This window comes from Streptomyces sp. NPDC005141 (assembly GCF_053599975.1).
In genome coordinates, this window is sequence record NZ_JBSFYW010000031.1 from 30,100 (window position 1) to 54,948 (window position 24,849).

At 73.2% G+C, this 24,849-nt stretch carries 21 protein-coding genes; 13 read left to right on the forward strand and 8 right to left on the reverse strand.

The genetic code is table 11. The features are described 5' to 3' along the window. Positions 1-97: 97 nt before the first annotated feature. On the reverse strand, positions 98-895 hold the full coding sequence (locus tag ACWD68_RS23645; protein ID WP_451808426.1) for a hypothetical protein: 798 nt from the start codon (positions 893-895) through the stop codon (positions 98-100). Between the two features lie 237 nt (positions 896-1,132). Here ACWD68_RS23645 and ACWD68_RS23650 point away from each other — a divergent pair, with 237 nt between their 5' ends. The 3 genes from ACWD68_RS23650 to ACWD68_RS23660 all read left to right on the forward strand — a co-directional run bounded on the left by ACWD68_RS23650 (position 1,133) and on the right by ACWD68_RS23660 (position 6,096). Then, positions 1,133-1,456, forward strand: a complete 324-nt coding sequence (locus tag ACWD68_RS23650; RefSeq protein ID WP_451808427.1) for a hypothetical protein — start codon at positions 1,133-1,135, stop codon at positions 1,454-1,456. Positions 1,457-1,824: 368 nt separating this feature from the next. Then, on the forward strand, positions 1,825-3,693 hold the full coding sequence (locus tag ACWD68_RS23655) for a phosphatidylglycerol lysyltransferase domain-containing protein (protein WP_451808428.1): 1,869 nt from the start codon (positions 1,825-1,827) through the stop codon (positions 3,691-3,693). Positions 3,694-4,044: 351 nt separating this feature from the next. Next, positions 4,045-6,096 (forward strand): HEAT repeat domain-containing protein, encoded by a 2,052-nt coding sequence (locus tag ACWD68_RS23660; RefSeq protein WP_451808429.1) that lies wholly within the window; start codon positions 4,045-4,047, stop codon positions 6,094-6,096. A gap of 9 nt (positions 6,097-6,105) precedes the next feature. Here the strand turns inward: ACWD68_RS23660 and ACWD68_RS23665 are convergent, their stop codons facing one another. After that, positions 6,106-6,684 carry an Rv1733c family protein gene (locus ACWD68_RS23665; RefSeq protein WP_451808430.1) on the reverse strand — a complete coding sequence of 193 codons (579 nt, stop codon included), beginning with the start codon at positions 6,682-6,684 and terminating at the stop codon, positions 6,106-6,108. Between the two features lie 270 nt (positions 6,685-6,954). Here ACWD68_RS23665 and ACWD68_RS23670 point away from each other — a divergent pair, with 270 nt between their 5' ends. The 4 genes from ACWD68_RS23670 (at position 6,955) to ACWD68_RS23685 (ending at position 11,002) form a co-directional block, all read left to right on the forward strand. After that, positions 6,955-8,040 (forward strand): WD40/YVTN/BNR-like repeat-containing protein, encoded by a 1,086-nt coding sequence (locus ACWD68_RS23670; RefSeq protein ID WP_451808431.1) that lies wholly within the window; start codon positions 6,955-6,957, stop codon positions 8,038-8,040. A gap of 140 nt (positions 8,041-8,180) precedes the next feature. After that, entirely contained in the window at positions 8,181-8,858 is a 678-nt protein-coding gene (locus ACWD68_RS23675) for a uracil-DNA glycosylase (RefSeq protein ID WP_451808432.1), read from the forward strand. Beyond that, positions 8,855-9,952 carry an N-acetylglucosamine kinase gene (locus ACWD68_RS23680; protein WP_451808433.1) on the forward strand — a complete coding sequence of 366 codons (1,098 nt, stop codon included), beginning with the start codon at positions 8,855-8,857 and terminating at the stop codon, positions 9,950-9,952. Before ACWD68_RS23675 ends, ACWD68_RS23680 begins: the two co-directional genes overlap by 4 nt. 129 nt (positions 9,953-10,081) lie before the next feature. Beyond that, the gene (locus ACWD68_RS23685; RefSeq protein ID WP_451808434.1) at positions 10,082-11,002 is read left to right on the forward strand and encodes a sirohydrochlorin chelatase; all 921 of its coding nucleotides are present in this window, start codon (positions 10,082-10,084) and stop codon (positions 11,000-11,002) included. A gap of 148 nt (positions 11,003-11,150) precedes the next feature. On the opposite strand, the gene ACWD68_RS23690 is transcribed toward ACWD68_RS23685, so the two are convergent. From ACWD68_RS23690 to ACWD68_RS23700, 3 genes are all read right to left on the reverse strand, one after another. Then, a complete protein-coding gene (locus ACWD68_RS23690) occupies positions 11,151-12,197 on the reverse strand; it encodes a lactonase family protein (RefSeq protein WP_451808435.1) in 1,047 nt (348 codons plus the stop codon). A gap of 102 nt (positions 12,198-12,299) precedes the next feature. After that, positions 12,300-13,559 (reverse strand): nitric oxide synthase oxygenase, encoded by a 1,260-nt coding sequence (locus ACWD68_RS23695; protein ID WP_451808480.1) that lies wholly within the window; start codon positions 13,557-13,559, stop codon positions 12,300-12,302. A 712-nt stretch (positions 13,560-14,271) separates the two neighbouring features. Then, entirely contained in the window at positions 14,272-15,759 is a 1,488-nt protein-coding gene (locus tag ACWD68_RS23700) for an FUSC family protein (RefSeq protein ID WP_451808436.1), read from the reverse strand. Positions 15,760-15,999: 240 nt separating this feature from the next. Here ACWD68_RS23700 and ACWD68_RS23705 point away from each other — a divergent pair, with 240 nt between their 5' ends. Continuing rightward, a complete protein-coding gene (locus ACWD68_RS23705; RefSeq protein ID WP_451808437.1) occupies positions 16,000-16,476 on the forward strand; it encodes an Lrp/AsnC family transcriptional regulator in 477 nt (158 codons plus the stop codon). Between the two features lie 130 nt (positions 16,477-16,606). Further along, positions 16,607-17,302, forward strand: a complete 696-nt coding sequence (locus ACWD68_RS23710) for an HAD family hydrolase (RefSeq protein WP_451808438.1) — start codon at positions 16,607-16,609, stop codon at positions 17,300-17,302. Between the two features lie 234 nt (positions 17,303-17,536). Here ACWD68_RS23710 and ACWD68_RS23715 read toward each other — a convergent pair whose 3' ends face one another. Beyond that, a complete protein-coding gene (locus ACWD68_RS23715; RefSeq protein WP_451808439.1) occupies positions 17,537-17,716 on the reverse strand; it encodes a hypothetical protein in 180 nt (59 codons plus the stop codon). A gap of 166 nt (positions 17,717-17,882) precedes the next feature. Continuing rightward, the gene (locus ACWD68_RS23720; protein ID WP_451808440.1) at positions 17,883-18,947 is read right to left on the reverse strand and encodes an NAD(+)/NADH kinase; all 1,065 of its coding nucleotides are present in this window, start codon (positions 18,945-18,947) and stop codon (positions 17,883-17,885) included. A gap of 625 nt (positions 18,948-19,572) precedes the next feature. Here ACWD68_RS23720 and ACWD68_RS23725 point away from each other — a divergent pair. From ACWD68_RS23725 to ACWD68_RS23735, 3 genes are all read left to right on the forward strand, one after another. After that, positions 19,573-20,253, forward strand: a complete 681-nt coding sequence (locus ACWD68_RS23725) for a class I SAM-dependent DNA methyltransferase (protein ID WP_451808441.1) — start codon at positions 19,573-19,575, stop codon at positions 20,251-20,253. Positions 20,254-20,306: 53 nt separating this feature from the next. Continuing rightward, positions 20,307-22,067, forward strand: coding sequence for a SpoIIE family protein phosphatase (locus ACWD68_RS23730; protein WP_451808442.1), 1,761 nt, complete (start codon positions 20,307-20,309; stop codon positions 22,065-22,067). Between the two features lie 127 nt (positions 22,068-22,194). Further along, on the forward strand, positions 22,195-22,935 hold the full coding sequence (locus ACWD68_RS23735) for a class I SAM-dependent DNA methyltransferase (protein WP_451808443.1): 741 nt from the start codon (positions 22,195-22,197) through the stop codon (positions 22,933-22,935). A 53-nt stretch (positions 22,936-22,988) separates the two neighbouring features. Here ACWD68_RS23735 and ACWD68_RS23740 read toward each other — a convergent pair whose 3' ends face one another. Continuing rightward, on the reverse strand, positions 22,989-23,411 hold the full coding sequence (locus ACWD68_RS23740; protein WP_451808444.1) for a secondary thiamine-phosphate synthase enzyme YjbQ: 423 nt from the start codon (positions 23,409-23,411) through the stop codon (positions 22,989-22,991). A gap of 261 nt (positions 23,412-23,672) precedes the next feature. On the opposite strand from ACWD68_RS23740, the gene ACWD68_RS23745 reads away from it, so the two are divergent. Next, on the forward strand, positions 23,673-24,761 hold the full coding sequence (locus tag ACWD68_RS23745) for an NAD(P)-binding domain-containing protein (RefSeq protein WP_451808445.1): 1,089 nt from the start codon (positions 23,673-23,675) through the stop codon (positions 24,759-24,761). The last annotated feature ends 88 nt before the right edge of the window (positions 24,762-24,849 follow it).

The window sequence follows — 24,849 nt, forward strand, 5'->3', positions numbered from 1 at the left end:
GAGGCCACAGGGTCCGGTGGCGGGGGGGGGGGACGGCCGTAGGGAGGTACGGCCGATGCCCGGAGCACGCGGGAGGCGCTCCGGGGAACCGGCTGTCTCAGGCGACAGCGGTCCCCAGGGGCGGGCCCCGTGAAGTGATCGCGTGAACGAGAAGGAGACGGCGCGGAGCACGGTCCGAGGAAGCTCGGCGCGCGCGGACCCTCGGCCGGTGCGGCGGCGTCGGCAGGGCCAGCAACAGCCGCAGAGGCGCGGCCAGTCGGCCGGCCAGCGCCCGCAGCGTACGGAACACGGCGCGCTCACCGTACGCGAGCCAGAGCCCGCACAGCAGCGCCGCGAGCACATGGGCGGCGAGCATGCCGAACGAGGAAGGGGAGCCCGCCTCATGCCCCATGGGGAGCAGGTGGGCCAGGGCGCCGGACCCGATGTACCCCATATCCATGGCGCCCATCGAGCCCATGTCTACAGGACCCATGTCCGCAGAGCCCATGTCCATGGAAGCCATGTGCACAGAACCCATATGGAGGGAACCCATGTCGTGCCCCAGGGCGCCCATCGGCATGCCGCTCATGCCGTCCATGGCATCCGCGCCGGGGCGGCCCGGTCCGGAAGCCGGACCCAGGTCCGCCTGTGCGTCCGCGGCGAGCGACTGCGCGATCGAGAACGCCGTATGGAGCACACCCTGAGCGAGCACCACGACGGACACGATGAGCGGTAGTCCACGCTCGCGGCCGGCCAGGCACCAGCCCGCGCCGGCCGTGACCGCTCCCGCACAGGCCATCGCCCACCAGGCGACCGGAGAGCCGGACATCATCAGGTGGCCGAGGGCGGCGAGCACTACACAGACGGCCGCGAACATCGCGGCCCGCACCGTGCGAGTACACCACCCAGCAGTCATGACGGCCCTCATCCTCGCATCCGTGGTCCGGACGTCAGGGACAGGTACGGAAATCAGCCGCGTGTCCGGTCGGCGGCGCACCCGTGATCCGTATCACGACGGGCCCGGAGGCGCCCGAAGCCGTGTGGTGGGCGCCGCCCGGGGTACCGGTCGGAACACGGCGGGAGCACGGCCGGAACAAGGTGACCCTACGTGCCGTAGGGTCACCGCGTTGAGCGTCCTACAGGGGGAGAGTCCGTGAGGGAACGTGACGTCGGGCGCCCGGGACGCGGACCGGCGTCCGTGCCGGCGCTGCTCGTACCGAGTCTCGGGATCGCCGCGTTGGGCGTGTACCACCTGTGCGGGTTCGATCTGCACGCCCTGCACGGGCGCCCGCACCTCGGTGACGGACTGACCATGGCCGGGGTGATCACGGCCCTGGTTTCGGCGGGCGCGGCACTGGGAGACCTCCTGTGGCGGATGACCACACGCGACCGCTCGCTCGGTGAGAGCGAGGAGCCTCGCCCCAGCGGGCATCTCGGCAACACCGGTCGCAACCGGCACACCTCGGGCGGCCGTTGAGGAATCCGCCTGGCTTGTGGCGGCCGTTGAGGAAACCGCCTCACCCCTGAAGGAGTCCGGCCCGCCCGTCGCGACGGTGGCATCCCGGCGGTTCGACACCGTTCCGCGGTCCCGCCGGTCGATGCCGTTCCGCATGCCGGCCGACCGACGTCATGCCGCGTCCGCGACAGGTCTGGGCACCCCGCCGACGCGGAGCAGGCCCTCCCGGACCGGCGCGACGCCGACCGGCGAGCCCTGATTCTCACCACCTCCTTACCGCTCCACACCCGTTCCGGCTGGCGACAGCCCCACTCTTCCCTACAACATGTAGGGGTTCCGGCTTCCCTCCCCCACCGGTTCCCGGCCCCTCCCCAAGGTGATGCTCCACGGTGTCCGTACAACAGTCAGCGCTCATCCCGGCGCAGCGGAACGCCGGCTCACGCCGGGTGGCCCCGGCCGGACGAGCGGGCTCCGGAATCCGGCCACGAGCGGCCGCGTGCACCGTCTGGTACCTGCGGCTGCTCGCCTTGCTCAACCTCGCCGCCGTGCTCTCGCTGCCGTTCCGCGAAGAGGTGCACGAGCACAACGCGGGCGAGTACTTCACCCCGTATCTGGCCACCGCCGGTCTGGTCTCGGCGGCGCTGGCCCTCTTCCTCGCGCTGGTGATGCGGCGCCGCAAACGGGCCGCGTGGATCTTCAACCTGCTGCTGGCCGGGCCGCTCCTCGCGCTCTACACCGTGGCGCTGACCCAGGACCGCTACCAACGGCACTGGTTCAACTGGCTCTCGGCCCTGCTCACCGCTCTCTTCGTGGCCGCCCTGCTGGTGGGGCGCAAGGAGTTCCACGCTGTCGGGGACCGCTCGAATCCCCGGCTCGCGCTGGCCGTCGGCACCGGCGGGCTGCTGGTCTGCGCCACCCTCGGCACGCTGCTCGTCAGCGCCACGGACCGGGTACCGGGAAGCCCGCTGAGCGACCGGATCGCGTACACCCTGCTGCGCGGAATCAGCGTCGGCGCGCTCGCCGACCGCTTCGACGGCGTCGCCGCGCCCCGTTGGGTGGACGTCCTGATCAACGCCCTGATCGCCGCCACCTTCCTGCTGGTGCTCCATGTCTGCTTCCGCTCCCCGCGCGGCCTCGAACTCCTCGGCACGGAGGACGAGACGCGGCTGCGGGCGCTGCTGGCCCGGCACGGCGAACGCGACTCGCTGGGCTACTTCGCGCTGCGCCGCGACAAGGCGGTCATCTGGTCCCCCAGCGGCAAGGCGGCGGTCGCGTACGGCGTGGGCAGCGGTGTGACGCTCGCCTGCGGCGACCCGATCGGTGACCCGGAGGCGTGGCCCGGCGCGATCGAGGCCTGGCTGCGCGAGGCCCGGCGCCACGCGTGGACGCCCGCGGTGATGGGCGCGAGCGAGGAGGCCGGGACCGTCTACGCCCGGCACGGCCTGGACGCCCTGGAGATCGGCGACGAAGCGGTCGTGGACCGGTCCGACTTCACCCTGGAGGGGCGCGCCATGCGGGGCGTCCGGCAGGCGCACAACCGGATCCGGCGCGCCGGTCACACCGTCCGCGTACGGCGGCACGAGGACATCCCCGACGCCGAGACGGCCGCCCTGACGGACAAGGCGGACCAGTGGCGCGGCAGTGAGACCGAGCGGGGCTTCTCCATGGCACTCGGCCGGCTGGGAGACCCGGCCGACGGACGGTGCGTGATGCTGGAGTGCCACGACAGCGAAGGGGAACTCCGGGCTCTGCTGAGTTTCGTTCCGTGGGGCGAGCGGGGACTGTCGCTGGACCTGATGCGCCGCGACCGGAGCTCCGAGAACGGGCTCATGGAGTCCATGGTGATCGAACTGCTGCTGCGCGCGGAGGAGTTCGGCGTCGAGCGGGTGTCCCTGAACTTTGCGATGTTCCGGTCCGTCTTCGAACGCGGCGGCCGGCTGGGCGCGGGTCCGGTACTGCGCCTGTGGTGCTCGGTGCTGACGTTCCTCTCCCGCTGGTGGCAGCTCGAATCCCTGTACCGGGCCAACGCCAAGTACCGGCCGGTCTGGGAACCCCGCTACCTCCTCTTCGAGAAGAGCGCCGACCTTCCCCGCATCGGCATCGCCGCGGCCCGCGCGGAGGGCTTCCTCGCACCGCCGGCCCTGCCCCGGTTCGCCTCACGCCGCCCGGCGCACCCGCCTCGGCGGCCCCCGGCGCCGCCGCTGGCGGCGCCCGGCGCGCGGCACGCTCACCCCGCCTCGTCCGCGCCGCGCCCTTAGGTACCGCGGCGGACACCGGCCTTCGGGCACGCACCCGTACACACAGATGGACATGGGTACACACAGTCACCCAGATGGACACGGGTACCCACAGTCGCGCGCACGCGAGTCCGGGCAGGTTCCGGCCATCGGGCTCGCCGGGCCTCCAGGAAGGTGTCCGGCGGCCGTTTCCGGGATTTCCCCTCCTCCGCCGGGCCGTCTCGGCCGCATCACCCCCTCCGACCGTCGTAAAGCGGCCGTTCGCGCCGTAGTTGGCTGGGTTGTCGCCATCGACGCGGCCACTGTGGGGCGTCACTGTCAGTGCCGTGGTGCACACTCACGATCAATGGCCGTACGCCTGGGGAGGACACCGTGTTCAGGGGGATCGACGAGGTCGACTGGGCCTCGATGGAGCATGCCTACGGAAGCGCCGCGGACGTGCCGGAGCTCCTGCGGGGACTCGCCTCGCCGCGCCCCCAGGAGCGGGAGACCGCGCTCGACGGGATGTACGGGGCCGTGCACCACCAGGGCGATGTCTACGACTCGACGCTGGCGTCCGTCCCCTTCCTCTTCTCCCTCGCCGGACAGAGGGAACTCCCCGACAGGGCAGGCATCGTGGAGTTGCTGGCCAGCATCGGTGGAGCGGGCGCCGGGGACGATTTCGGTGAGCGGGGCGAGGACGACGTACCGGGCGAGGACGACGAGGACCACGAGGACGACAACCACGCGACGGCGCGCGCCGCGATCCGCGCGGGTTCCCGGGTCTTCCTGGACCTCGTCGCGGACGGGGACGCGGAGGTGCGCCGCGCCGTGCCGTCGGCGCTCGTCCGCTTCCACGACCAACCGCCGCGCGTACTGGCCCTGTTGAGGGAGCGGCTGGCGGACGAGCCGGAGGAGGGCGTCCGGCTGGCACTGGTCGAGAGCCTCGGGCTGTTCTCCCGGCTCCACGCCGGGTCCGCGGCCCCGGCGGTGGACTGTCTGGTGTCGCTGTGCGTCACCCCGCACGAACCGGGGCTGCGGCTCGCGGCGCTGGGACAGCTCGCCTCGTGCGCCCCCGACCGACTGCCCGCCGACCTCGTGCCCACCGTCATCGCCCTGCTCCACACCAGGTCACAGCGGTTCCGGCGGTCCGTCGAGCCCACCCGGACATCCACCGACACCCTCATCGGCCGGCTGCGCCGCATGCGCCCCGCCGACGAGGAGGGCGCGCAGCTCCTCCGGACGCTCCACAAGGCGCTGGGCACCCGCACCGCGGACCGGATCGCCCTGCTCGAGGGACAGTTGGGCAGCCAGGACACGGCCGACCGGTGCAATGCCGTGTGGATGTCGGCGGGACTGTTCCGCGAGTGGCGTGCCGCGTACGAGGAGCCGGTCGCGTTGATCGGTGAGCAACTCGGTTCGGACGAGGAGCAGTTGCGCTACGCCGCGGTGTCCGTCCTGGAGTTCCTCTTCACCCTCGCGGCGCCGGCGGCCGACCGGCTCGCCACCCTCGTGGAGTCGGGCCCGGATTCCTGGGGGTGCGGTACGGCGACGCTGGGCCGTCCGCTCAAGGCCCTGGCCAGGTCCGGCGACGCAAGGGCGGTGCCGGCCCTCGCGGAGGTCCTGCGCCACCCGGTCGTACCGAATGAGACCGGGTACACGATCGGCCATCTGGGCCCGGCCGCGGCACCCCTTGCCCCACTGCTGCGGGACCGGCTGGGCGAGGTTCCCCTCGACAGCCCGGAGACGTACAGCCGGGCCGCGCCCCTGCTGTACGGGCTCGGCACTCTGCGGTACGCCGCCGCCGTGCCGGAGGTGCTGCGGCTGCTGCGCGGCACACCACGCGAACTGCGGCTCCGGGACGCACTGGTGAAGGCACTGGCCGGGGCGCTCGGCGCGTTCGGGGCGGGAGCGCACGAGGCGATACCGGCGCTGCGGGAGTTGCTGACCGGCGAGAGCGCCGCGGCGGCGGCCGGAGCGCTCTGGTCCGTGGAGGCGGACGCCGAGGCGGTCCTGCCCCCACTGTTGCGGGCGCTGGCCTCGGAGAGGGACACCGGTGGTCCCCGGGTGGCGGCCGAGGCCCTCGGCCGCATGGGGACGTCCGCCGCACCCGCGCTCCCCGGACTGCGTGGTCTGGCCGCTTCCGCCGAGGTGTGGGAGCGGACGGCCGCCGCGTGCGCCCTGTGGGACATCTCCGGTGATCCGGAACCCGTCCTGCCGGTGTTCCGTGCCGCCTGGCGCCAGAACCCGTACATCCGGGGCACCATCGCCGCGTGTCTGGTCCGGATGGGCGGCGCCGGCGCGCCCGTCCACGATCTGGTCCGCACGGAACTCGCCTCGCCTCGGCGGCACCGTGCCCGTTCCGGCGGCCACGGCAGCCACGACGTGCTGGAGGACGAACGGCTCCTGCGCGACTGCCGTGCGGCCCTGGACGCCGCGTCCTGAACCGCCCGCTCAGCTCGCCATGCGCCCCCACAGGGGTCCGACCCGCTCCCACTCCTCGTCCCACTGCTCCATGCGCTGCCGTTCCAGGCGGCCGCGGAGGAGCCGACCGACGCCGAAGGGGAGGCCCGCCGCGCCCACACCCGCCAGGACACCGACCAGGGAGGCGCGCAGCCGGGCCTGGGCGGCGGTGGTGGGTCGGGTCACCAGGCGTCCGTCGGGGTCGGTCCACACCGTGACGGGGGTGCCCGCCGGGGTGCCCGCGTAGACGCGTACCTGGCCCGAGCGGTGGGTGCCGTCCGGCGCGGTCCAGCGCACCTTCGCCCACACGACGCGGGCGCCGGACTCGGTCTCGCTCATGTCCGGCGCGTCCTCGGTCAGCCGGGCGGGAACGGCGTGCCACTCCGCGCGCTCCAGGGCGAGACCGTGCTCCACGGCCTGGGCGGCCGCCAGGCCCGTGACCGCTCCGCCGAGCACGGTGAGCGCCCAGGCCGCGAGCATGATCCAGGCCTCCAGGGCATCGCCGCGCCGCCGCAGCGGGTTGCGCCGCCACCGCCACAGCCAGACCTTCGGACCACGGAATGCCGCCATCGAGGCATCCTCCTCACCACCGCACGGACACGCCACATCTCCCTCCCTTACGCGCCCGCCCCGCGCGATGCTCACGCCGTGCCCGTCGGCTCGTCCGGCCCAGGGGCCACGGTGCCGCGCGGCCCGCCCGGCGGCAGGCGCCGTGAACCCCTGCCGGCGGCCGGGGCGACCCGTCCGAACTGCGGAGACACGCGTCCCGGAGGTGACTGTCAGTGCCGGGGTGCAGACTGGCCCGTATCGCAGACAACGACGTCGCGGAGGTGGCCTGTCATGGCCGAGGTACTGCTCACCGTAGGCACCCGCAAGGGCCTCTTCATCGGGCGACGGCGCGCCGGCGCCTGGCAGTTCGACGACCATCCGTACTTCAACGCACAGGCCGTGTACTCGGTCGCGATCGACACCCGGGGCGACCGCCCGCGACTGCTGGCCGGCGGGGACAGCGCGCACTGGGGCCCGTCCGTCTTCCACTCCGACGACCTGGGCCTGACGTGGACCGAACCGGCGCGGCCCGCCGTCAAATTCCCCCAGGACACGGGAGCCTCGCTGGAGCGGGTGTGGCAGTTGCACCCGGCGGCCGCCGAACCGGACGTCGTGTACGCGGGGACGGAGCCGGCCGCGTTGTACCGCTCGGAGGACCGGGGCGAGTCATTCGAGCTCGTCCGTCCCCTGTGGGAACACCCCACCCGCTCGAAGTGGGTCCCGGGCGGAGGCGGTGAGGGGCTGCACACCATCCTCACCGACGAGCGCGACCCGCGGGCCGTGACGGTCGCCGTCTCCACGGCGGGCGTCTTCCGCACCGGCGACGGCGGCGCGAGCTGGGAGCCCGCCAACTCCGGTGTCTCCGCGGTGTTCCTGCCGGATCCGAACCCGGAGTTCGGGCAGTGCGTGCACAAGGTCGCGCGCGACTCGGCCAACCCCGACCGGCTCTATCTGCAGAACCACTGGGGTGTGTACCGCAGTGACGACGCGGGCGGGCAGTGGACCGACATCGGTGCGGGCCTGCCGTCCACCTTCGGGTTCGCGGCGGCGGCGCATCCGCACCGCGGCGACACGGCCTACGTCTTCCCGATCACCGCGGACTCGGACCGGGTTCCGGCCGACCGGCGGTGCCGCGTCTTCCGTACGGCGGACGCCGGCAAGAGCTGGGAGCCGCTGACGGCGGGACTGCCCTCGGAGGACCACTACGGCACGGTGCTGCGCGACGCGCTGTGCACGGACGGCGCGGACCCCGCGGGCGTCTACTTCGGCAATCGCAACGGGGAGGTGTACGCGTCGGCGGACGACGGCGACAGCTGGCGGCAGCTCGCCTCGCACCTGCCGGACGTCCTGTGCGTCCGCGCGGCGGTCGTGGCCTGAGGCCCTGGAGGATCCAACGGCCCACCGCGACAGGCGCCTTGTACCGGGGGCGCCCGATTCGACAAGGAATCGGTCATCCCCGGTCGCGCGGCGGACACCGGTTTGATCTCCGCCGTGTGTACGGCAGTAGGGTGACGCCCGTGGCACCACGACCGTTGCATGAGATCGTCGAACCGGGCTGGGCGAAAGCCCTCGACCCCGTGGCCGGACGGATCGCCGAGATGGGCGACTTCCTGCGCGCGGAGATCGCCGCGGGACGCACCTACCTACCGGCCGGGGCGAACGTCCTGCGAGCCTTCCAGCAGCCCTTCGACGAGGTACGCGTCCTCATCGTCGGGCAGGACCCCTATCCGACACCGGGACACGCGGTGGGGCTGTCGTTCTCGGTGGCCCCGGAGGTACGTCCGCTGCCGCCCAGCCTGATCAACATCTTCCGCGAGCTGAACAGCGACCTCGGGGCACCCCAGCCGTCGACCGGTGACCTCACCCCCTGGACCGAGCAGGGCGTGCTGTTGCTCAACAAGACGCTCACCACGGCACCACGCAGGCCCGGCGCACACCAGGGCAAGGGCTGGGAGGAGGTCACGGAACAGGCGATACGCGCGCTGGCCGCCCGCGGCCGACCGCTGGTGTCGATCCTGTGGGGTCGCCCCGCGCGCAATCTGCGCCCTCTGCTCGGCGATCTTCCGTCGGTCGAGTCCGCGCACCCTTCGCCCAGATCGGCCGACGGCGGCTTCTTCGGTTCGCGCCCCTTCAGTCGCGCCAACGACCTGCTGGCCAGGCAGGGAGCCGAGCCGGTGGACTGGCGCCTGCCGTGACCCGCGACGGCGTCCACGGCGCGCTGCAGGGCGGTTCGGCCCCGTCCGCGGTGCTGGCCGTGGACTCCGGAGGTTCGGGACTGCGCGTGACTCTCGCCGCGCACGGGGTGGCGGGCCACGCCGGCTCCCCCGTACGACAGGGTTCGGCGCCATCCGGTCCCCCGACGCCGCTCAGTGACCCTCTGACCTCCAAGGAGCCGGTCCGTACCGGTCCACGCGGGATCTCGGCCGGGCATCTGCTGGAGCAACTCCTGCCGATGGCACGGCGATTGATGACCGGGGCAGGCGTCGAGCAGCTCGGTGCCGTCGCCGTCGGCGCGGCCGGCCTGGCCACGCTCGGTGACGAACTGCGGGCCGAGCTGCCGGCGGCGCTGGAGCGTGAACTCGCGGTACGGCGGCTCGCTCTGGCGGCCGACGCGGTGACCGCGTACACGGGCGCCCTCGGTCCGCGGGCCGGCGCGGTGATCGCCGCGGGCACCGGCCTGATCGCGATCGGTACCGACCTCGCGTCGTGGCGCAGGGCCGACGGGTGGGGCCATCTGCTCGGCGACTGCGGCGGCGGCGCGTGGATCGGCCGTGCGGGCCTGGAGGCGGCCCTGCGGGCGTTCGACGGCCGCGCGGGCGGCTCGGCGGCGCTGCTGGCGCGGGCGGAGGAGATGTTCGGGCCGATGCCGGGACTGCCGGGCCGGTTGTACCCGCGCACCGACCGGCCCGCCGTGCTCGCCTCCTTCGCTCCGGAGGTGGCCTCCCGTGCCGGGAGCGATCCGGTGGCGGCGGACATCCTGCGGGCCGCCGCCCGGCACATGGCCGAGTCGGCCGCGGCGGCCTGCCCGGTCGAGGGCGAGCCCCATCTCGCCCTCACCGGGGGCCTGTTCAAGATGGGCGACCCGCTCCTCGTACCCCTGCGCGAGGAGTTGGCCGAGCGGCTGCCGCACGCCCGGCAGGTGCCGGCGGCGGGCGACCCGCTCGACGGCGCGCTCCGGATCGCCGCCGACCTGGCGCACGGCCGGCTCGCACTGCCCCGGGACGGGCGGATGTTGTACGTGGTGACCGAAAAGCCGTATCCGGGAATCGATGGCCGGAATTCGCCGTAGTCCCGACAAGTGCACGAGTACTGACCACTTCTGATCCGTACGTAACTCATCAGACAAAAGCGGACGGATACCGCTCACCTGCACCCTCCCCGAACAGGGGAGCCCAGGAAGCCAGTAACATGCGGCGCCATGAGCTCCCCCACTGGGCCCGCGTCCGGCCTGCCAGTACGAATGCCGCGACCCCGCCAGCCCGGGCGGCACCGCCGTCCGGAACCCCTGGCGGCTCCCGAGGGCGCGCCCGCGCTCGTCCTCGCGGTGCCGGGCACTCCCAGCGCCGCAACGCGCAGCCTCGCCGAGGAGGTCGTGAGCATCGCGCGCTCCGAGCTCCCCGGCCTCGACGCCCGCATCGGGTACCTGGACGGGGACGACGAGTTCCCCACGCTGCAGTCCGTGCTGACCCACGCCGCCGAAGAGCGCATCGCGCGCTTCGAGCAGGCCCGTGCCGCCGGTTCCGACGTGGCCGAGCCCGACGGCCCGGTCGGCATCGTGGTCCCGCTGCTCGCCGGTCCGGACAACGCGCTGCTGCGCCGGGTCCGCCAGGCGGTCATGGACAGCCGCGTCGCGGCCGAACTGACCGATGTCCTCGGCCCGCACCCGCTGCTCGCCGAGGCCCTGCACGTGCGCCTGTCCGAGGCCGGTCTGGCCCGCGCGGACCGCGCCCGGCTGTTCACCGTGGCGACCGCCGCGGACGGCATCGTGCTCGCCACCGTCGGCGGCGAGGAGGCCGTGCAGGCGGCCGGGATCACCGGCATGCTGCTCGCCGCGCGGCTCGCCGTGCCGGTCATGGCGGCGGCGCTCGACGCGGAGGGCTCCATCGCGGCCATCGCCGAGCAGCTGCGCGGCTCCGGTTCGCAGCAGCTCGCGCTCGCCCCGTACCTGATCGGTCCGGAGCTCGACGCGGGCCTGCTCGACGCGGCCGCCAAGGAGGCCGGCTGCAGCGCCGCCGAGGCGCTCGGCCCGTACCCGGCGATCGGCAAGCTCGCGCTGGCCCAGTACACGTCGGCGCTGGGCATCGCGCCGCCGCAGACCCAGGGGGCGCCGGCCTTCTAGCCGGCCGGTACGCCCGCACCACCCGAACGACCCGAACGCCCGTACAACGAAAGAAGGGCCCGCTCCTGTGGCAGGAGGGGGCCCTTTCCCGTGGAGCGAGGCGCATCCGGCCGCGCGGGGGCCCACCCCGCCGAACGTCCCTGCCGGGTCAGCCGAAGACCACGCAGGACGCCGCGGGCGCCTCGACCGAGCCGCCGCGGCGCGGCACGCCCGTGTCCGGGTTGACGGTGAACCAGGTCACGTCGCCGGAGCGCTCGTTCGCCGCGTACAGGAAGCGGCCCGAGGGGTCGAGGGCCAGCGCGCGGGGCCAGACGCCGCCGCAGGGCACCGTGGCGACGAGCCTGAGCCCCTCGCCCACCGCGTCGGGCGTGAGCACGGAGACGACGTCCTGACCCCGGGTGGCGGTCCACACGAAGCGGCCGTCGGGTGAGACGACGATGCCCGAGGGGTACGCGTCACCGTCCGGGACTCCGGACAGCACGGGCGTCTCCCCGACGGGCCGCAGCGAGCCCTCGGCGGCGTCCCAGCGGCACACGGTGACGGTCGGGGCGAGTTCGTTGAGGACGTAGGCGTGCTCGCCGCGCGGGTGGAAGACGAGATGGCGCGGCCCGGAGCCGGGGCGCAGGGCGATCTCACGGTGCAGAGTGAGCGTTCCGCCGTCGAGGGCGCACACCCGGACGGAGTCCGTGCCGAGGTCGACGCTCACCGCCCAGCGGCCGGTCGGGTCGGGCTGCACCTGGTGGGCGTGCGGGCCCTGTTGCCGCGGTGTGTGGGGGCCGGAACCGGTGTGCTGGAGCACGCTGGAGGCGGCGCCCGCCAGTCCGCCGCCGGGACGGATCGGCACGGCGGTGACGCTGCCGGAGCCGTAGTTGGCGGTCAGGACGTGTCCGTCGAAGACGCTGAGGTGGGTGGGGCCGCTGCCGCCGGTCCGGATCGGCGGACCGGTCAGCTCCGGCTTGTCGGCGTGCACGCGGTAGGCGGCCACCGCGCCCTCGGCCGTCTCGCTGACCGCGTACAGGACGTCGCGTGCGGGCGACAGCGCGAGGTACGAGGGGTCGGGGACGCCGTCGACCGCGCTCAGGACGGTGAGCGCGCCGCTGCCCGGGTCCACCGTCGCGGTGAGGACGCCGAGGCCTCCCGCCGCTGTGAACGAGCCGATGAAGGCCCGCTGTTGCCGCCTGGCGCCGTCTGTCACTGCTGTCCCCTCTCGGTCCCGCGTCCTCGGGGGCGACGGTAGCAGCCGGGGAGCTGCGGTCTAGACCAGACCGGTGCGCCGGGCGGCGGCCGGATCGGCGTGTCAGAGCGGTGCCACGCCCCGCGCCCGGTCGAGGGCCTCCGGGTGGTGGACGTACGCCGGAGTGCGTTCGACGGTCTCGAAGGTGCGGTGGAAGACCGGCGTGGCGCTGCCGGAGATCGGGGGCACGATCCACGACCAGTCGGCGCCCACCCGGCGGCCCTTGCTCTCCTCGCGTCCCAGATGTGTCAGGAAGCGCCGGGACTCGGTGTGATGGTCGGTGACGGTGACGCCCGCGCGGTCGAAGGAGTGCAGGACGGAGCGGTTGAGCTCGACGAGAGCGCGGTCCTTCCAGAGGGAGCGGTCGGAGCTGGTGTCGAACCCGAGGCGTTCGGCGATGAACGGCAGGAGGTCGTAGCGGTCGGTGTCGGCGAGGTTGCGGGCGCCGATCTCCGTACCCATGTACCAGCCGTTGAAGGGTGCGGCCGGGTAGCAGACGCCGCCGATCTCCAGGCACATGTTGGCGAGCGCGGGAACCGCGTGCCAGCGCAGCCCGAGCGCGTGCCACCAGGGGTGATCGGGGTGCGTCAGCTCGACCTCGAGCACCGCGTCCTCGGGGAGCGCGAACCAGCGCGGCCCGGCGCCGGCGTCCTCGATCACCAGCGGCAGCACGTCGAAGGGGGTTCCGGGGCCGCCCGGCCAGCCGAGCCCGCGGGCGGCCGCGGTGAGGCCGACGTTGCGCGGGTCACCGGTCACACCGCCGTCGGGGCGTACGTGGCCCGCGTACCGGATGAGCTGTTCGTTCCAGATCCTGGGGCCGGGGCGCTGCGGCGTGTCCGGCGCGAAGACCGTGATGAGCGCCCGGATCCGGCCGTCCCGCGTGGCCTCCCGCAAGTGGTCCGCCGACGCTTCGGCGACCTCCTCCGCGTCCCGCACGTCCCGGCGGTCGCGCACGCTCAGCGAGTGCCAGTACAGCCGGCCGATGCAGCGGTTGGCGTTGCGCCAGGCGACCCGCGCGCCGAAGACGAGTTCCCGCGTGGTGTGCCGGTACGTGCCCGTGTCCGCGATCTCCGCGCGGACGGCGGCGATCCGCCGGGCCGGATTCCCCAGGCGCTCCTCGATGTGGTGGAGCGTGATGAACTCGGCGGCGGCGCCGAGGACGTCAGGGGTGCTCGCTTCCGGAACGCGTCGGGGTGGGGCCGAGCCCGGGTCGTTCCGGGCGGGACCGGCCCGCCGGACGTCGGCCCGCGGGTCCGGCCCGGTCCGGCCGGCGTCCGGGGAGGGACGGGTCGGGGCCTCGGCGGCGGGTCCCCCGGCGGTCAGCCGTCCCCGGAGTCCCGGGATCGGGGTGGCGCCCCGGTCGGATCGCAGCCGCGCCATGGCGTCGACCCGCGCGGAGAGGGCGCGGAGCTCCGCGGCGGCCTCCCCGGGACGGGCGGCGGCCGGAGGCGCGGACAGGGACAGGTCGTCCGTCCGGCGGGTCTCCGGGACCTCGTGCGGTGAACGCGACCGCGCGGGGTCCCCGTAGCGGTCCGCCGGGGCGCCGGGCGCGTACGGGTCGTGAGGCTCCGTGGCGTCCGTACCGGGGCCGCCACGAGCTTCGCGGGCGTACGCCGGGCCGTCGGCGGCGGGAGCCGCCGCGAGGCCGTCCAGCGGGCGTCTGCGCCGCCGTTCCGGATCTTCGCCGCCGTACTCGTCACCGTGCCGTATCCGGTCCAGCCAGCCGCCCGGGCCGGTGCCTCCGGGGGCCGGGTGCGCCAGGTCCGCGGTGCCGGTGGTGCGCTCTTCGTCCGTGGTTCTGCGCGGGAAGTCGCGCATGGTGCCGCCCCCAAGAGTTCCGCCCGCGGCCGCTCCCGCCCGGGTCCGCGGAGTCCGTGCGTCCGATAGCCGCGGAGTTACCCGGCGGGTGCGGTGATCCACCCTGTGGATGGCCGGTAAATCTGCCTCATTCCGGGCGCCGGTGTCCACGGGCACAGGAATGCCGCGGAGGGGAACGGACAGCGGTCCGACGCCTCGGGAAGCGGCCCGGGAGATCTCAGGCGGCGATGACCTGCGAGCCGCGCAGCGGTGTCGCCAGTTCGACGAGCGCCCGTTCCAGGCCGTGCAGGTGGACGAGCGCCTGCTCGGCACCGGGGTGGTGACCCGGGGCGCCGTGGTGAGCCGTCACGGCACCTCCCGGTACGGCGCCGACCAGGGACTCCATCGCCGTCTCGACACGTCGGCAGGCCGCCGTGAGGCGGGCGTCGTGCGAGGCCTCCGGGTCGGCGGCGACAGCGGCGAGACCCCGCACCTCGCGCGCGCAGTCGTCGAGCAGGGCGAGGATCGCGCGGGCCCTCTTCTTGCGTTCCCGCATCGGGTTGAGCGGATGCACCAGGGGCGCGAGGGCCATCCGCACGCGCCCCAGAAGTGCTTCAAGCTCCCCCGCGCGCGGCGCCGGGTCCGCCTGGGCGTCGCCCGCCAGGCGCCGGGCCGCCGCCGCGGTGCAGCCGTGCACCGCGTGCAGGGCGCGCTCGATCCACCGGTCGGTGACCGTGTGCGTGGTGATGGGCAGGACCAGCGCGACCGCGAGCGCGGCGCCGAGCGCGCCGACAGCGGTCTCGGCGAGCCGCAGAGCCAGCAGTCCCGGGTGCAGCACGCCGAGCAGCCCGTAGAGCGATCCCGCCATGACGGTGACGAAGAACATCATCCAGCTGTACGAGGGCGCGGCCGTGTAGAAGATCCCGAAGACGCACACCGCGACGAGGGCGGCGGTGGGCGCCGGGGCGCCGTGCAGCGGTACGGCGACCAGGAGCCCGGCGACGATCCCGGTGAGCGTGCCGAGCACGCGCCGGAAGCCGCGGACGAGCGTCTCGCCGCGCGAGGCCGTGTTCACGAAGATCCACCACGCGGTGCCGACGGCCCAGTACCAGCGGTCGTGCGACAGCAGCTGGCCCGCGGTGAGCGCGAAGGCGCAGGCCGCGGTGGCCTGGAAGGCCTGGCGGGTGGCGGGGCGCGCCAGCCCCCGTCCGTCCAGCGGCCGCGGCGCGGCGGGCAGGGGGCTGCGCCGCTCGACGCACCAGGCGCCGAATCGCACGGCCGAGGACGCCGCGAGCGACAGTGCGACGGCGGCGTACAGCTGCGGGAGCTGGCCGGGCACGGCGTGCAGGAACTGGGTGGTGAAGAACATCATGAACGCGAAGATGCCGAGCGCGTGCCCGCGCGGGCCGAAGCGGCGGGCGTACACCCCGCAGAAGACCACGGCGAGCCAGGTCGCGTCCCGCAGTGTCGGCACCCCGTGCAGGGCCGTCGCGACCGCCAGGACCGGGAAGCCGACGACGGGCAGCAGCGCGGTGGTTCCGGCCTGGCCGCGCACCGTCGGGTCGCCGACGGTGAACAGGGCGAGGAGCGCCGCGAGCCCGCCGGTGATCGACGCGGGGAGGGAGAGCCCGGCCAGTTCGCACAGGGTCACCGCCAGGCCGATGCCGAGGACCGCCCGGAGCGAGACCCGCAGCCGGAACAGTCCCGGATCCGGAGCCATGAACATCTTCTTCACCGTCGGCGGCCCGCCCCCATTTCGCACGTCAGTACAGGTTCGGCATGCGCAGCGCACATGCGAAAGGCGCCGCGGGTCCGGTACGGCGTCCTTGCCGTCCGGCGCTGCGCAGCGCCATCGATACCCACAAGGTAAGCGGCAGCCCGGAACTGGCTCAACCGACACGATTTCGGCTGGGCCATTGGTACAGTTGAAGATGATCATTGTCGGCCACAGGGAGGCCAACGGACCATGGCCGTGGACGAGCTCGACACCCGCATCCTGCGGCTGCTCCTGGAGCAGCCGCGCACCAGCATCCGCGAATACGCCCGCATCCTCGGAGTCGCCCGCGGCACGCTCCAGGCCCGCCTCGACCGGCTGGAGCGGGACGGAGTGATCACCGGGACGGGCCCGTCGCTGTCCCCCGCCGCCCTCGGTCACCCCGTGCTCGCCTTCGTGCACATCGAGGTCACACAGGGCCATCTCGACGAAGTCGGCGACGCGCTCGCCGCCGTACCGGAGATCATCGAGGCGTTCTCGATCACCGGCGGCGGCGACCTGATCACCCGGGTCGCGGCGCGTGACAACGCCCACCTCGAGGATGTGATCCAGGCACTGATCAGCCTGCCCGGCGTGGTCCGCACCCGCACCGAGGTGACGCTGCGCGAGCGCGTCCCTCATCGATTGCTGCCGCTGGTGGAGTCGATCGGGCTGGCCGCGAAGAACTGACCCGGCCACCACGGGACGTCCGGCACCCGCGGGCGCGTTCTGGAGGGTCACGGTGGTCACGGTGAGGACCGCGGGGAGCACGGCTGTGCGCTGCGCAGCCGGGCCGCATCTCCCCGGGCATCCTTGTCGCATGGGCACTCTCGGCGACACCTCGGTCATCTTCGACCTCGACGGAACGCTCGTGGACAGCGAACCGAACTACTTCGAAGCGGGGCGCCGGACACTCGCCGCGCAGGGCGTCACCGACTTCACCTGGGCCGAGCATGAGCGGTACGTCGGCATCAGCACGCAGGAGACGATCGCGCTCTGGAAGGAGCGTTACGGTCTGACGGCCCCGCTCGACGCCCTGCTCGCCGAGAAGAACCGCCGCTATCTGGCGCTGGCCCGCGCCTCGACGCCGGTGTACCCGGAGATGCGGACGTTCGTGGAGCTGCTGGCCGCCGCCGAGGTCCCGATGGCCGTGGCCTCCGGTTCCTCGCCCGAGGCCATCGAAGCGATCCTCGCCGGGACGGGCCTCGCCTCCCGGCTCACGACCGTCGTGTCGGCCGATGAGGTGGCGCACGGCAAGCCGGCCCCCGACGTGTTCCTCGAGGCGGCGCGACGGCTGGGCGCCACCCCGGCGGACTGCGTGGTCCTGGAGGACGCCGCACCGGGCGCCGCCGCCGCACACGCTGCCGGCATGCGCTGTATCGCCGTCCCCTATGTCGCCGCGCAGGCCGACGACCCCGCCTTCGCACGGGCCGATCTGCTCCTGCGAGGCGGCCAGGCCGAGTTCACGGCACACGCGGCGTACGACTGGCTGGCGGGCGCGGTCGCGCGCTCCTGAACCGGAGCACCTCCGCGTCGGCCGTGACAGCCACGTCGGCCGGACCGGCGGCAAGACCTTTGCGGCTCCGCCCGCGGCCGGCGAGGCCCAGGCGGCTCGCACGACGAGGCCGACCCACGGGCGCGGGTTCACGGGAGGGACGCGGGCCGCCCCCATGACGATCGGCCACGGAGCAGCGGGGCCTGCGGGGCATGCAGGTCGGCCGGCGACGGACGAGCCGGTCGCGCGGGTCGGTCAGCGACACACGAGTCGGGCGCGCGGGTCGGCCAGCGACGCACGGGCCGGTCGCGCGAGTCGGCCGGCGACGGACGAGCCGGCCGCGCCATCGCCGAGCGGGTGCTCCAGACGCTGATGAGGACCGGCCGCGTAGCCGTCCACCGAGACCGTGATGTTGTGTACGCGCAGCTCGGGCATGACCGTGCTCCTCGGGTTCGTGGTTACCGCTCTCACCCGTGCGTCGAACGGAACACTCCTGGATCGACACGATCTCCCGGAAACCCCGAACTCCCACGCGACCGGGCCCGACGTCGGCAGCCGGGCGCGAGCGGTGCGGGCCCGCGCGGGTTGCGGCCCCGCACCGTCAGCGAGCCGCCGAAGGAGGCGGCAGGCGTAGCTCGGCGAGGTCGGGTGGGATCGGGGTGTCGGGGCGGAAGAAGGGGGCGGGTTCGCCGTCGGCGGCCGTGGCGGGGGCGTCGGTGAGGCGGAAGCGGTCACGCAGCCGGCCGTAGAAGTCGGTGGGCCCCAGCCGGATGAGGCACACCCGCTGCGGAGCCCGGAAGACACCGATCCAGTCGCCGGGGTCGAGTACGCCGCGCAGCTGGCCGTCGATGCTGACGGCGGCCTGGCCGGAGTGGGGCAGCACCCGCAGGGCGACGGGCTCGTCCGGCGCGGCGACCACGCTGCGGTTGAAGGTCATGTGCGGCGCGATCGGCGTGAAGACGACGGCGTCCATGTGCGGGGAGAGCACGGGACCGCCGGCGGCGAAGCTGTAGGCGGTCGACCCGGTGGGGGTGGCGACGGCGAAGGCGTCGGCGGAGTAGGAGGCGAGCAGCCGTCCGGCGAGGTAGACGCCGACGCTGACCTGGCGGTCCCGGGCCAGCTTCTCCAGGACGATGTCGTTCAGAGCCGTGACGTCCAGGGCCACCCCCCAGCCGTCCCCCTCCGTCGTCTCTGCTCTGACCTGCGGCGGCGGCAGCCCGGCACCCCGTCCGTACTGGAGCAGTGCCTCCATGCCCTCGGGGATCTCCAGGGCACGGGAGGCGCGCATGGTCAGCGTCATGCGTTCCTCGACGGCGGCATGTCCGTCGTGGACCGTCTGCAACGCCCGCGTGACGTCGGCGGCCGGTACCTCGGTGAGGAATCCGACCTTGCCGAGGTCGACGCCCAGCACGTTGGCGCCGCTCTTGACGGCGATCCGGGCACCGCGCAGGAAGGTGCCGTCTCCGCCGAGCGTCACGACGAGGTCCGGGTTGCCGGCCGCTTCCGCTTCCGCACGCCCGCCGCGACGCCGCTGGTCCTTGGCCCAGACGTCGATCTCGGTGCAGCGGATGCCTCGCGCGTCGCACCAGGTATGTACGGCGCGGGCGACGTCGCGGGCCGCGGTCCGCCCCTGGTGGACGACCAGTCCGACGCGGTGTACTGCCACAGCAACCTCCGGGTCCACGCGAGCACGTACCGAAGGCCCGGGCCTTCGGCGGGCGGGACCGTGGCGGGCCCTTCCTGGCTCGGACCCGGGACTGAACACGATCCTTCCACGAATGCGGCGTTCCGGTACGGCGAGGCGGGCCGGCCTGCCCTGTCAGGACCGGGGTGGGGATGTGTGCCGGGCGGGGCGGTGGTCGTCGTCCCCCTGGCGCGTACATCGTGTGCGGACCCGAGGCGGAGAGCCGGGCGCGTTGCCGTCCGGGCTCCAACTCCGCTCAGGGGACAGCCACTTCACTGTTTCCCCGATCATGGGCGCGAGTTGTCCTCATGGCCCGCTCCGGCCACCTGTGCCGGTGGGACGGATTCCGGTCGTGTCATCACCGACCTGATGCGCCAACATCCCTGCAGCTAGGGCGAGTTCGGGCGCCGGTCACGGCCGGACGCCGGGACCGGCGCCCTCCCGCCGACCGAGCAATTTCGGACACTTGGGCATCTCGCCGAACCCTGAACGACTATCGTCTCGAATTGACGTCTCCTGAGCGACCGATAAGGCTCGGAGATCCCGTCATGGTCGCTTTCATCCGCATTATGGAATAATCCGACAGGCCCCATGAAAGGTTCCTTTCGTGATCAACAGCAATCACGGGACTGATTACGAGAGCGTCCGGCTCGATCGCAGCGGCCAGGCCGAGGCCTTCGACGCCATCGGCGACCGCTACGACGAGGCCTTCCCGCACAAGGAGGGCCAGGTGGCCGCGGGCGAGTGGCTGATCGGATCACTGGCCGAGGGATCACGGGTCCTGGACCTCGGCTGCGGCACGGGGGTGCCGACCTCGCGCCAGATGACGGACGCCGGGTTCGAGGTCGTCGGCGTCGACCTCTCCGGCGGCATGGTGAAGCTCGCGCGCGAATACGTCCCGGACGCGACGTTCCATCAGCTGGACCTCGCCGACCTGCGGCCGGGAGGCCCGAGCGACCTCGGCCGCTTCGACGCCGTCGCCGCCTTCTTCTCGCTGCTGATGCTGCCGCGCGCGGAGATTCCCCTCGCCCTGCGGACAGTCCGTCATCTGCTCGCTCCCGACGGCCTGTTCGTCCTCTCGATGGTCGAGGCCGATGTGGACAACTTCTCGATCCCGTTCCTCGGGAACACGATCAGGGTCTCCGGCTATCTGCGGGAGGACCTGCACAAGATCATCGAGGCGGCGGGCTTCGAGATCGTGAAGGAGACCTCGTACACGTACGCCCCCGCGGTGGCCGACGTCCCGCCCGAGGAACAGGTCTTCCTCTGCTGCAAACGGTGTGACTGAGGAGGCCCGGTCCGAGCCGTGGACCGCGCCACCCACTGGACGGGACAGAACGCGTGACCGAGCACCACACCCCCCACGAGGACACCCCGCCGCAGGGCCTCGCCGCACCTGCCGCGGTGACCGACGGCGCCGTGCCGCAGACCGACCGCCTTCGGTACCTCGATGTCGCGACGCGCCGGATCGCCCGCGGGATGGATCTGGACGAGACGCTCCGGGAACTGCGGCAGGCGGCCGTGCCCGCGTTCGCGGACGCGATATTCATCCACCTCGACGATCCGCTGCCGCTGGGCACGGAGCAGTCGGTGGCGCCCATCGTCCTCCAGCTGCACAGCGCGGACCGGGCCTCCACGCCTGCGCCGCCGGCCGACGGGTCTCCGCCCGCTCCCCCGCTCCCCGACGTCGCCGAGCGGGTCGAACCGGCCGGCAGCGGCCGGCTCGCGCAACTGCTGCGGGACGGGCGTCCCGCGTTCGGTGACGCGCCGGGCAACGCGCCCGCCGTCGCCGAACTGCTCGGAGAGGGGACGGACCCACCGGTGAAGCCGCCGCCGGGCCACCGCCTGATCATCGCTCCGTTGCAGGGCCGCCATCACGTCATGGGCACGGTCGTCCTGCTCCGCGGGACGGACCGCCCCGTCTTCACCGGCGACGACCTGCTGGTCGCCTCACAGCTCGCGACGCACACCGCGCTCGGGGTCCAGAAGGCCGTGATGTACGGCCACGAGGCCGCCGTGGCGGACACCCTCCAGCACACCATGCTCCCGTCGTCGCTGCCCGAGCCCACCGGCATCCGGCTCGCCAGCCGCTACCTGCCCGCCTCGAAGACCGCCCAGGTCGGCGGCGACTGGTACGACGCGATCCCGCTCCCCGGCAACCGCGTCGCACTGATCGTCGGCGACGTCATGGGCCACTCGATGACCTCCGCCGCGATCATGGGCCAGCTGCGTACCATCGTGCAGACCCTCGCCGGACTCGATCTGCCGCCCGACGAGGTCCTGCACCACCTCGACGAGCAGGCCCAGCGGCTGGGCAGCGACCACATCGCGACCTGCCTGTACGCGATCTACGACCCGATATCCCACCGCCTGCTGATGGCGAACGCGGGTCACCCGCCCGCGGTGCTGCTGTACGAGGACGGCCGCGCCGAGGTCCTGGCCGTCCCGCCCGGTGCTCCGATCGGCGTCGGCGGCGTCGTCTTCGAATCGGTGGAGATGGCCGCGCCCACCGGGGCGACCCTGGTCCTGTACACCGACGGACTCGTCGAGTCCCGCGACACGGACATCGGAAGCGGTGTCGAGGCGCTGCGGGTCCGGCTCCAGGGCACCGCCCGGGGGCTCGCCTCGCTGGAAGTGCTGTGCGATCACGTACTGGGCACCCTGACCCCGGGCACCCGGGACGACGACATCGCCCTGCTCGCCGCCCGGTTCGAGGGCTTCCCGCCCGACAGTGTCGGGTACTGGTACCTCGCGCCGCACCCGATGACCGCGGGACAGGCTCGCAGGCTGACCCGCAGGGCCCTGCGCCGCTGGGGTCTCGAGTCCCTGATCGACCCGACGGAACTCATGGTCAGCGAGGTCGTGACGAACGCCGTGCGCTTCGCCTCGCGGCCCCTCTCGCTGCGGCTGCTGCGCACCGATGTGCTCCGCTGCGAGGTGACCGACGACTCGCCCCAGGTGCCCAGGATGCGCCACGCCGACCCCGGGGACGAGGGCGGCCGTGGCCTGTTCCTGGTCAATCAACTCGCCCTGCGCTGGGGCGCGACGAGGCTGAGCAGCGGCAAGGTCGTCTGGTTCGAGCAGAAGATCCCGGCGAAGTAGCCGTACGGAGCCACCATCAGCCGGAGGGCCGCCCCTCCCCTGATCGGCGTGCCGGTGGCGACATGTGCTCTGAGCCGGAGCGTACATGCGTCGACAGTGCCCGCCGCGCCCGCCAGAGTGGCCTCCCATGACGAGCAGCGAGTTGTGGACCCGTGCGACCGCCGACCGCTACGACGCCGAGGAGAGCGAAAACTCCTCGGCCGCCGCTCTCGGACCAGCTCTCGCCTTTCTCGCCGAACTCGCCGGAGACGGCAGGGCACTTGAGTTCGCGATCGGAACCGGACGCGTGGGCGTCCCGCTGCGCGAACGCGGCGTGCAGGTCGCAGGCATCGAACTCTCCGAGCACATGGCCGCGGTCCTGCGGCAGAAGCTGGACGAGAACACGCTCCCGGTCGCCATCGGGGACATGGCCACGACCGTCGTCCCCGGCGAGTTCGCCCTGGTCTATCTCGTCTACAACACGATCACGAACCTGCTCACGCAGGACGAACAGGTCGAGTGCTTCCGCAACGCCGCGCGCCATCTGACGCCGGGCGGCCGGTTCGTCGTCGAGCTGGGTGTTCCGCCGCTGCGGTTCCTGCCTCCCGGGCAGGTCGCGGTGCCGTTCGACGTCTCCGAACGGCACCTCGGCTTCGACACCTTCGACCTGGTCGAGCAGATCCTCGTCTCGCATCACCTCACCCGCGACGGCGACGACGGGCGCTATCGCCGCGACGCCTCCCGGCACCGGTACGCGTGGCCGGCGGAACTCGACCTGATGGCACGGATCGCGGGGCTCGAACTGGAACGGCGCGTTGCGGACTGGAACGGGGCACCGTTCACCCAGGACTCCGCACAGCACATCTCCGTGTGGCGCAAGCCGGCCTGAAACCGGGAACCGGCCAAGCCGGAACCGGCCCCGCGGTCCCGGTCGCGCCCGGACTAGCCGAGAAACGACAAGCGGACCTCGCGGTGGGGGTTGTCCCGGTTCGTGTCCACTAGGCACACCGACTGCCACGTCCCCAGCTCCAGGCTCCCGTCGACCACCGGCAGGGTCGCGTGCGGCGGGACGATGGCGGGGAGGACGTGGTCACGGCCGTGACCGGGGCTGCCGTGACGGTGTTGCCAGCGGTCGTCCGCGGGGAGCAGGGAGTGCAGCGCGGTGAGGAGGTCGTCGTCGCTGCCCGCGCCCGTTTCGATGATGGCGATTCCGGCGGTGGCGTGGGGTACGAAGATGTTCAGGAGACCGTCGCGGCCCGCCGCGACCTCACGCAGGAAGGCCTCGCAGTCGCGGGTGAGGTCGACGACCGCCTCCGACGAACCGGAGGAGATGTTCAGGACGTGCGTGGTGAAGGCATCGGACATGCCTCAATCCTCTCCCATACGACGGATTCCGCACGGGATCCAGGGCGCCGCGCGGAGGCTGTGGGACCCCTACATCTCACAGGTCCCACGGGCGCAGCAGGGCGTGATCCTGACCGGCGGTGACAGTCGTGCTCCTGACCGGCGGAGACATCGACGGCGGGGTCGGCCGGTCGCGGGCGGCGGCCGACGTGGGCCCGTCGGGTGGCTCACAGTCGGGTGCCCGGCGGGAAGATCCCGGAGACCGGTCCGGTTGGTAGAAGCGTGAACGACACAGGGGTACGCGCGCGTGAGGTCGATGTGGTCGTCATCGGGGCCGGACAGGCCGGTCTGGCCGGCGCCTTTCACCTGCGGCGCACCGGCTTCGAGCCCGGACGGGACTTCGTCGTCCTCGACCACGCGCCGCGCCCCGGCGGCGCCTGGCAGTTCCGCTGGCCGTCGCTGACGTACGGCAAGGTGCATGGGATGCACTCCCTGCCCGGCATGGAACTCACGGGCGCCGACCCGGCCCGACCGTCCTCCGAGGTCGTCTCGGAGTACTTCGCCGCCTACGAGCGCGCCTTCGACCTGCGGGTACGCAGGCCGGTCGATGTCAGCGCCGTCCGGCAGGGACCCGGCGGACGGCTGCTCGTGGAGACCGGCGACGGTACGTGGTCGACCCGGGCGCTGATCAACGCGACGGGCACCTGGGACCGCCCGTTCTGGCCGCGCTATCCGGGCCAGGAGACCTTCCGCGGACGGCAGTTGCACACGGCTCAGTACCCGGGCCCCGAGGAGTTCGCCGGGCAGCGCGTGGTCGTCGTGGGCGGCGGCGCTTCCGGCACCCAGCATCTGATGGAGATCGCCGCCCACGCCTCCGCGACCACCTGGGTCACGCGAAGCGCCCCGGTGTTCCGCGAGGGCCCCTTCACCGAGGAGTTCGGCCGGGCCGCCGTCGCGCTCGTCGAGGAACGGGTCCGCCAGGGGCTTCCGCCCCGGAGTGTCGTCTCGGTCACCGGGCTGCCGCTGAACGACACGATCCGGCAGGCGCTGGCCGACGGCGTGCTGGAGCGGCGGCCGATGTTCGACCGGATCACCCCGGACGGCGTGGAGTGGGCGGACGGGCGGCGCCTGGACGCCGACGTGATCCTGTGGGCGACCGGTTTCCGGGCCGCCATCGACCATCTGGCGCCGCTGCGGCTGCGCGAGCGGGGCGGTGGCATCCGCGTCGAGGGGACGCGCGTGGTCGCCGACCCGCGGATCCACCTGGTGGGCTACGGGCCGTCGGCGAGCACCATCGGCGCCAACCGGGCCGGACGTGCGGCCGTACAGGAGATCAGGCGGCTGCTGGCGGACGCGCCGATCGCCGCGTGATGCCCCTGCCCGGCGTTCAACTCGCGGGAGAGGCTGCGGTGGGAGCGGCCGCCGTAGGAGTGACTGCGGTGGGAGCGGCCGCCGTAGG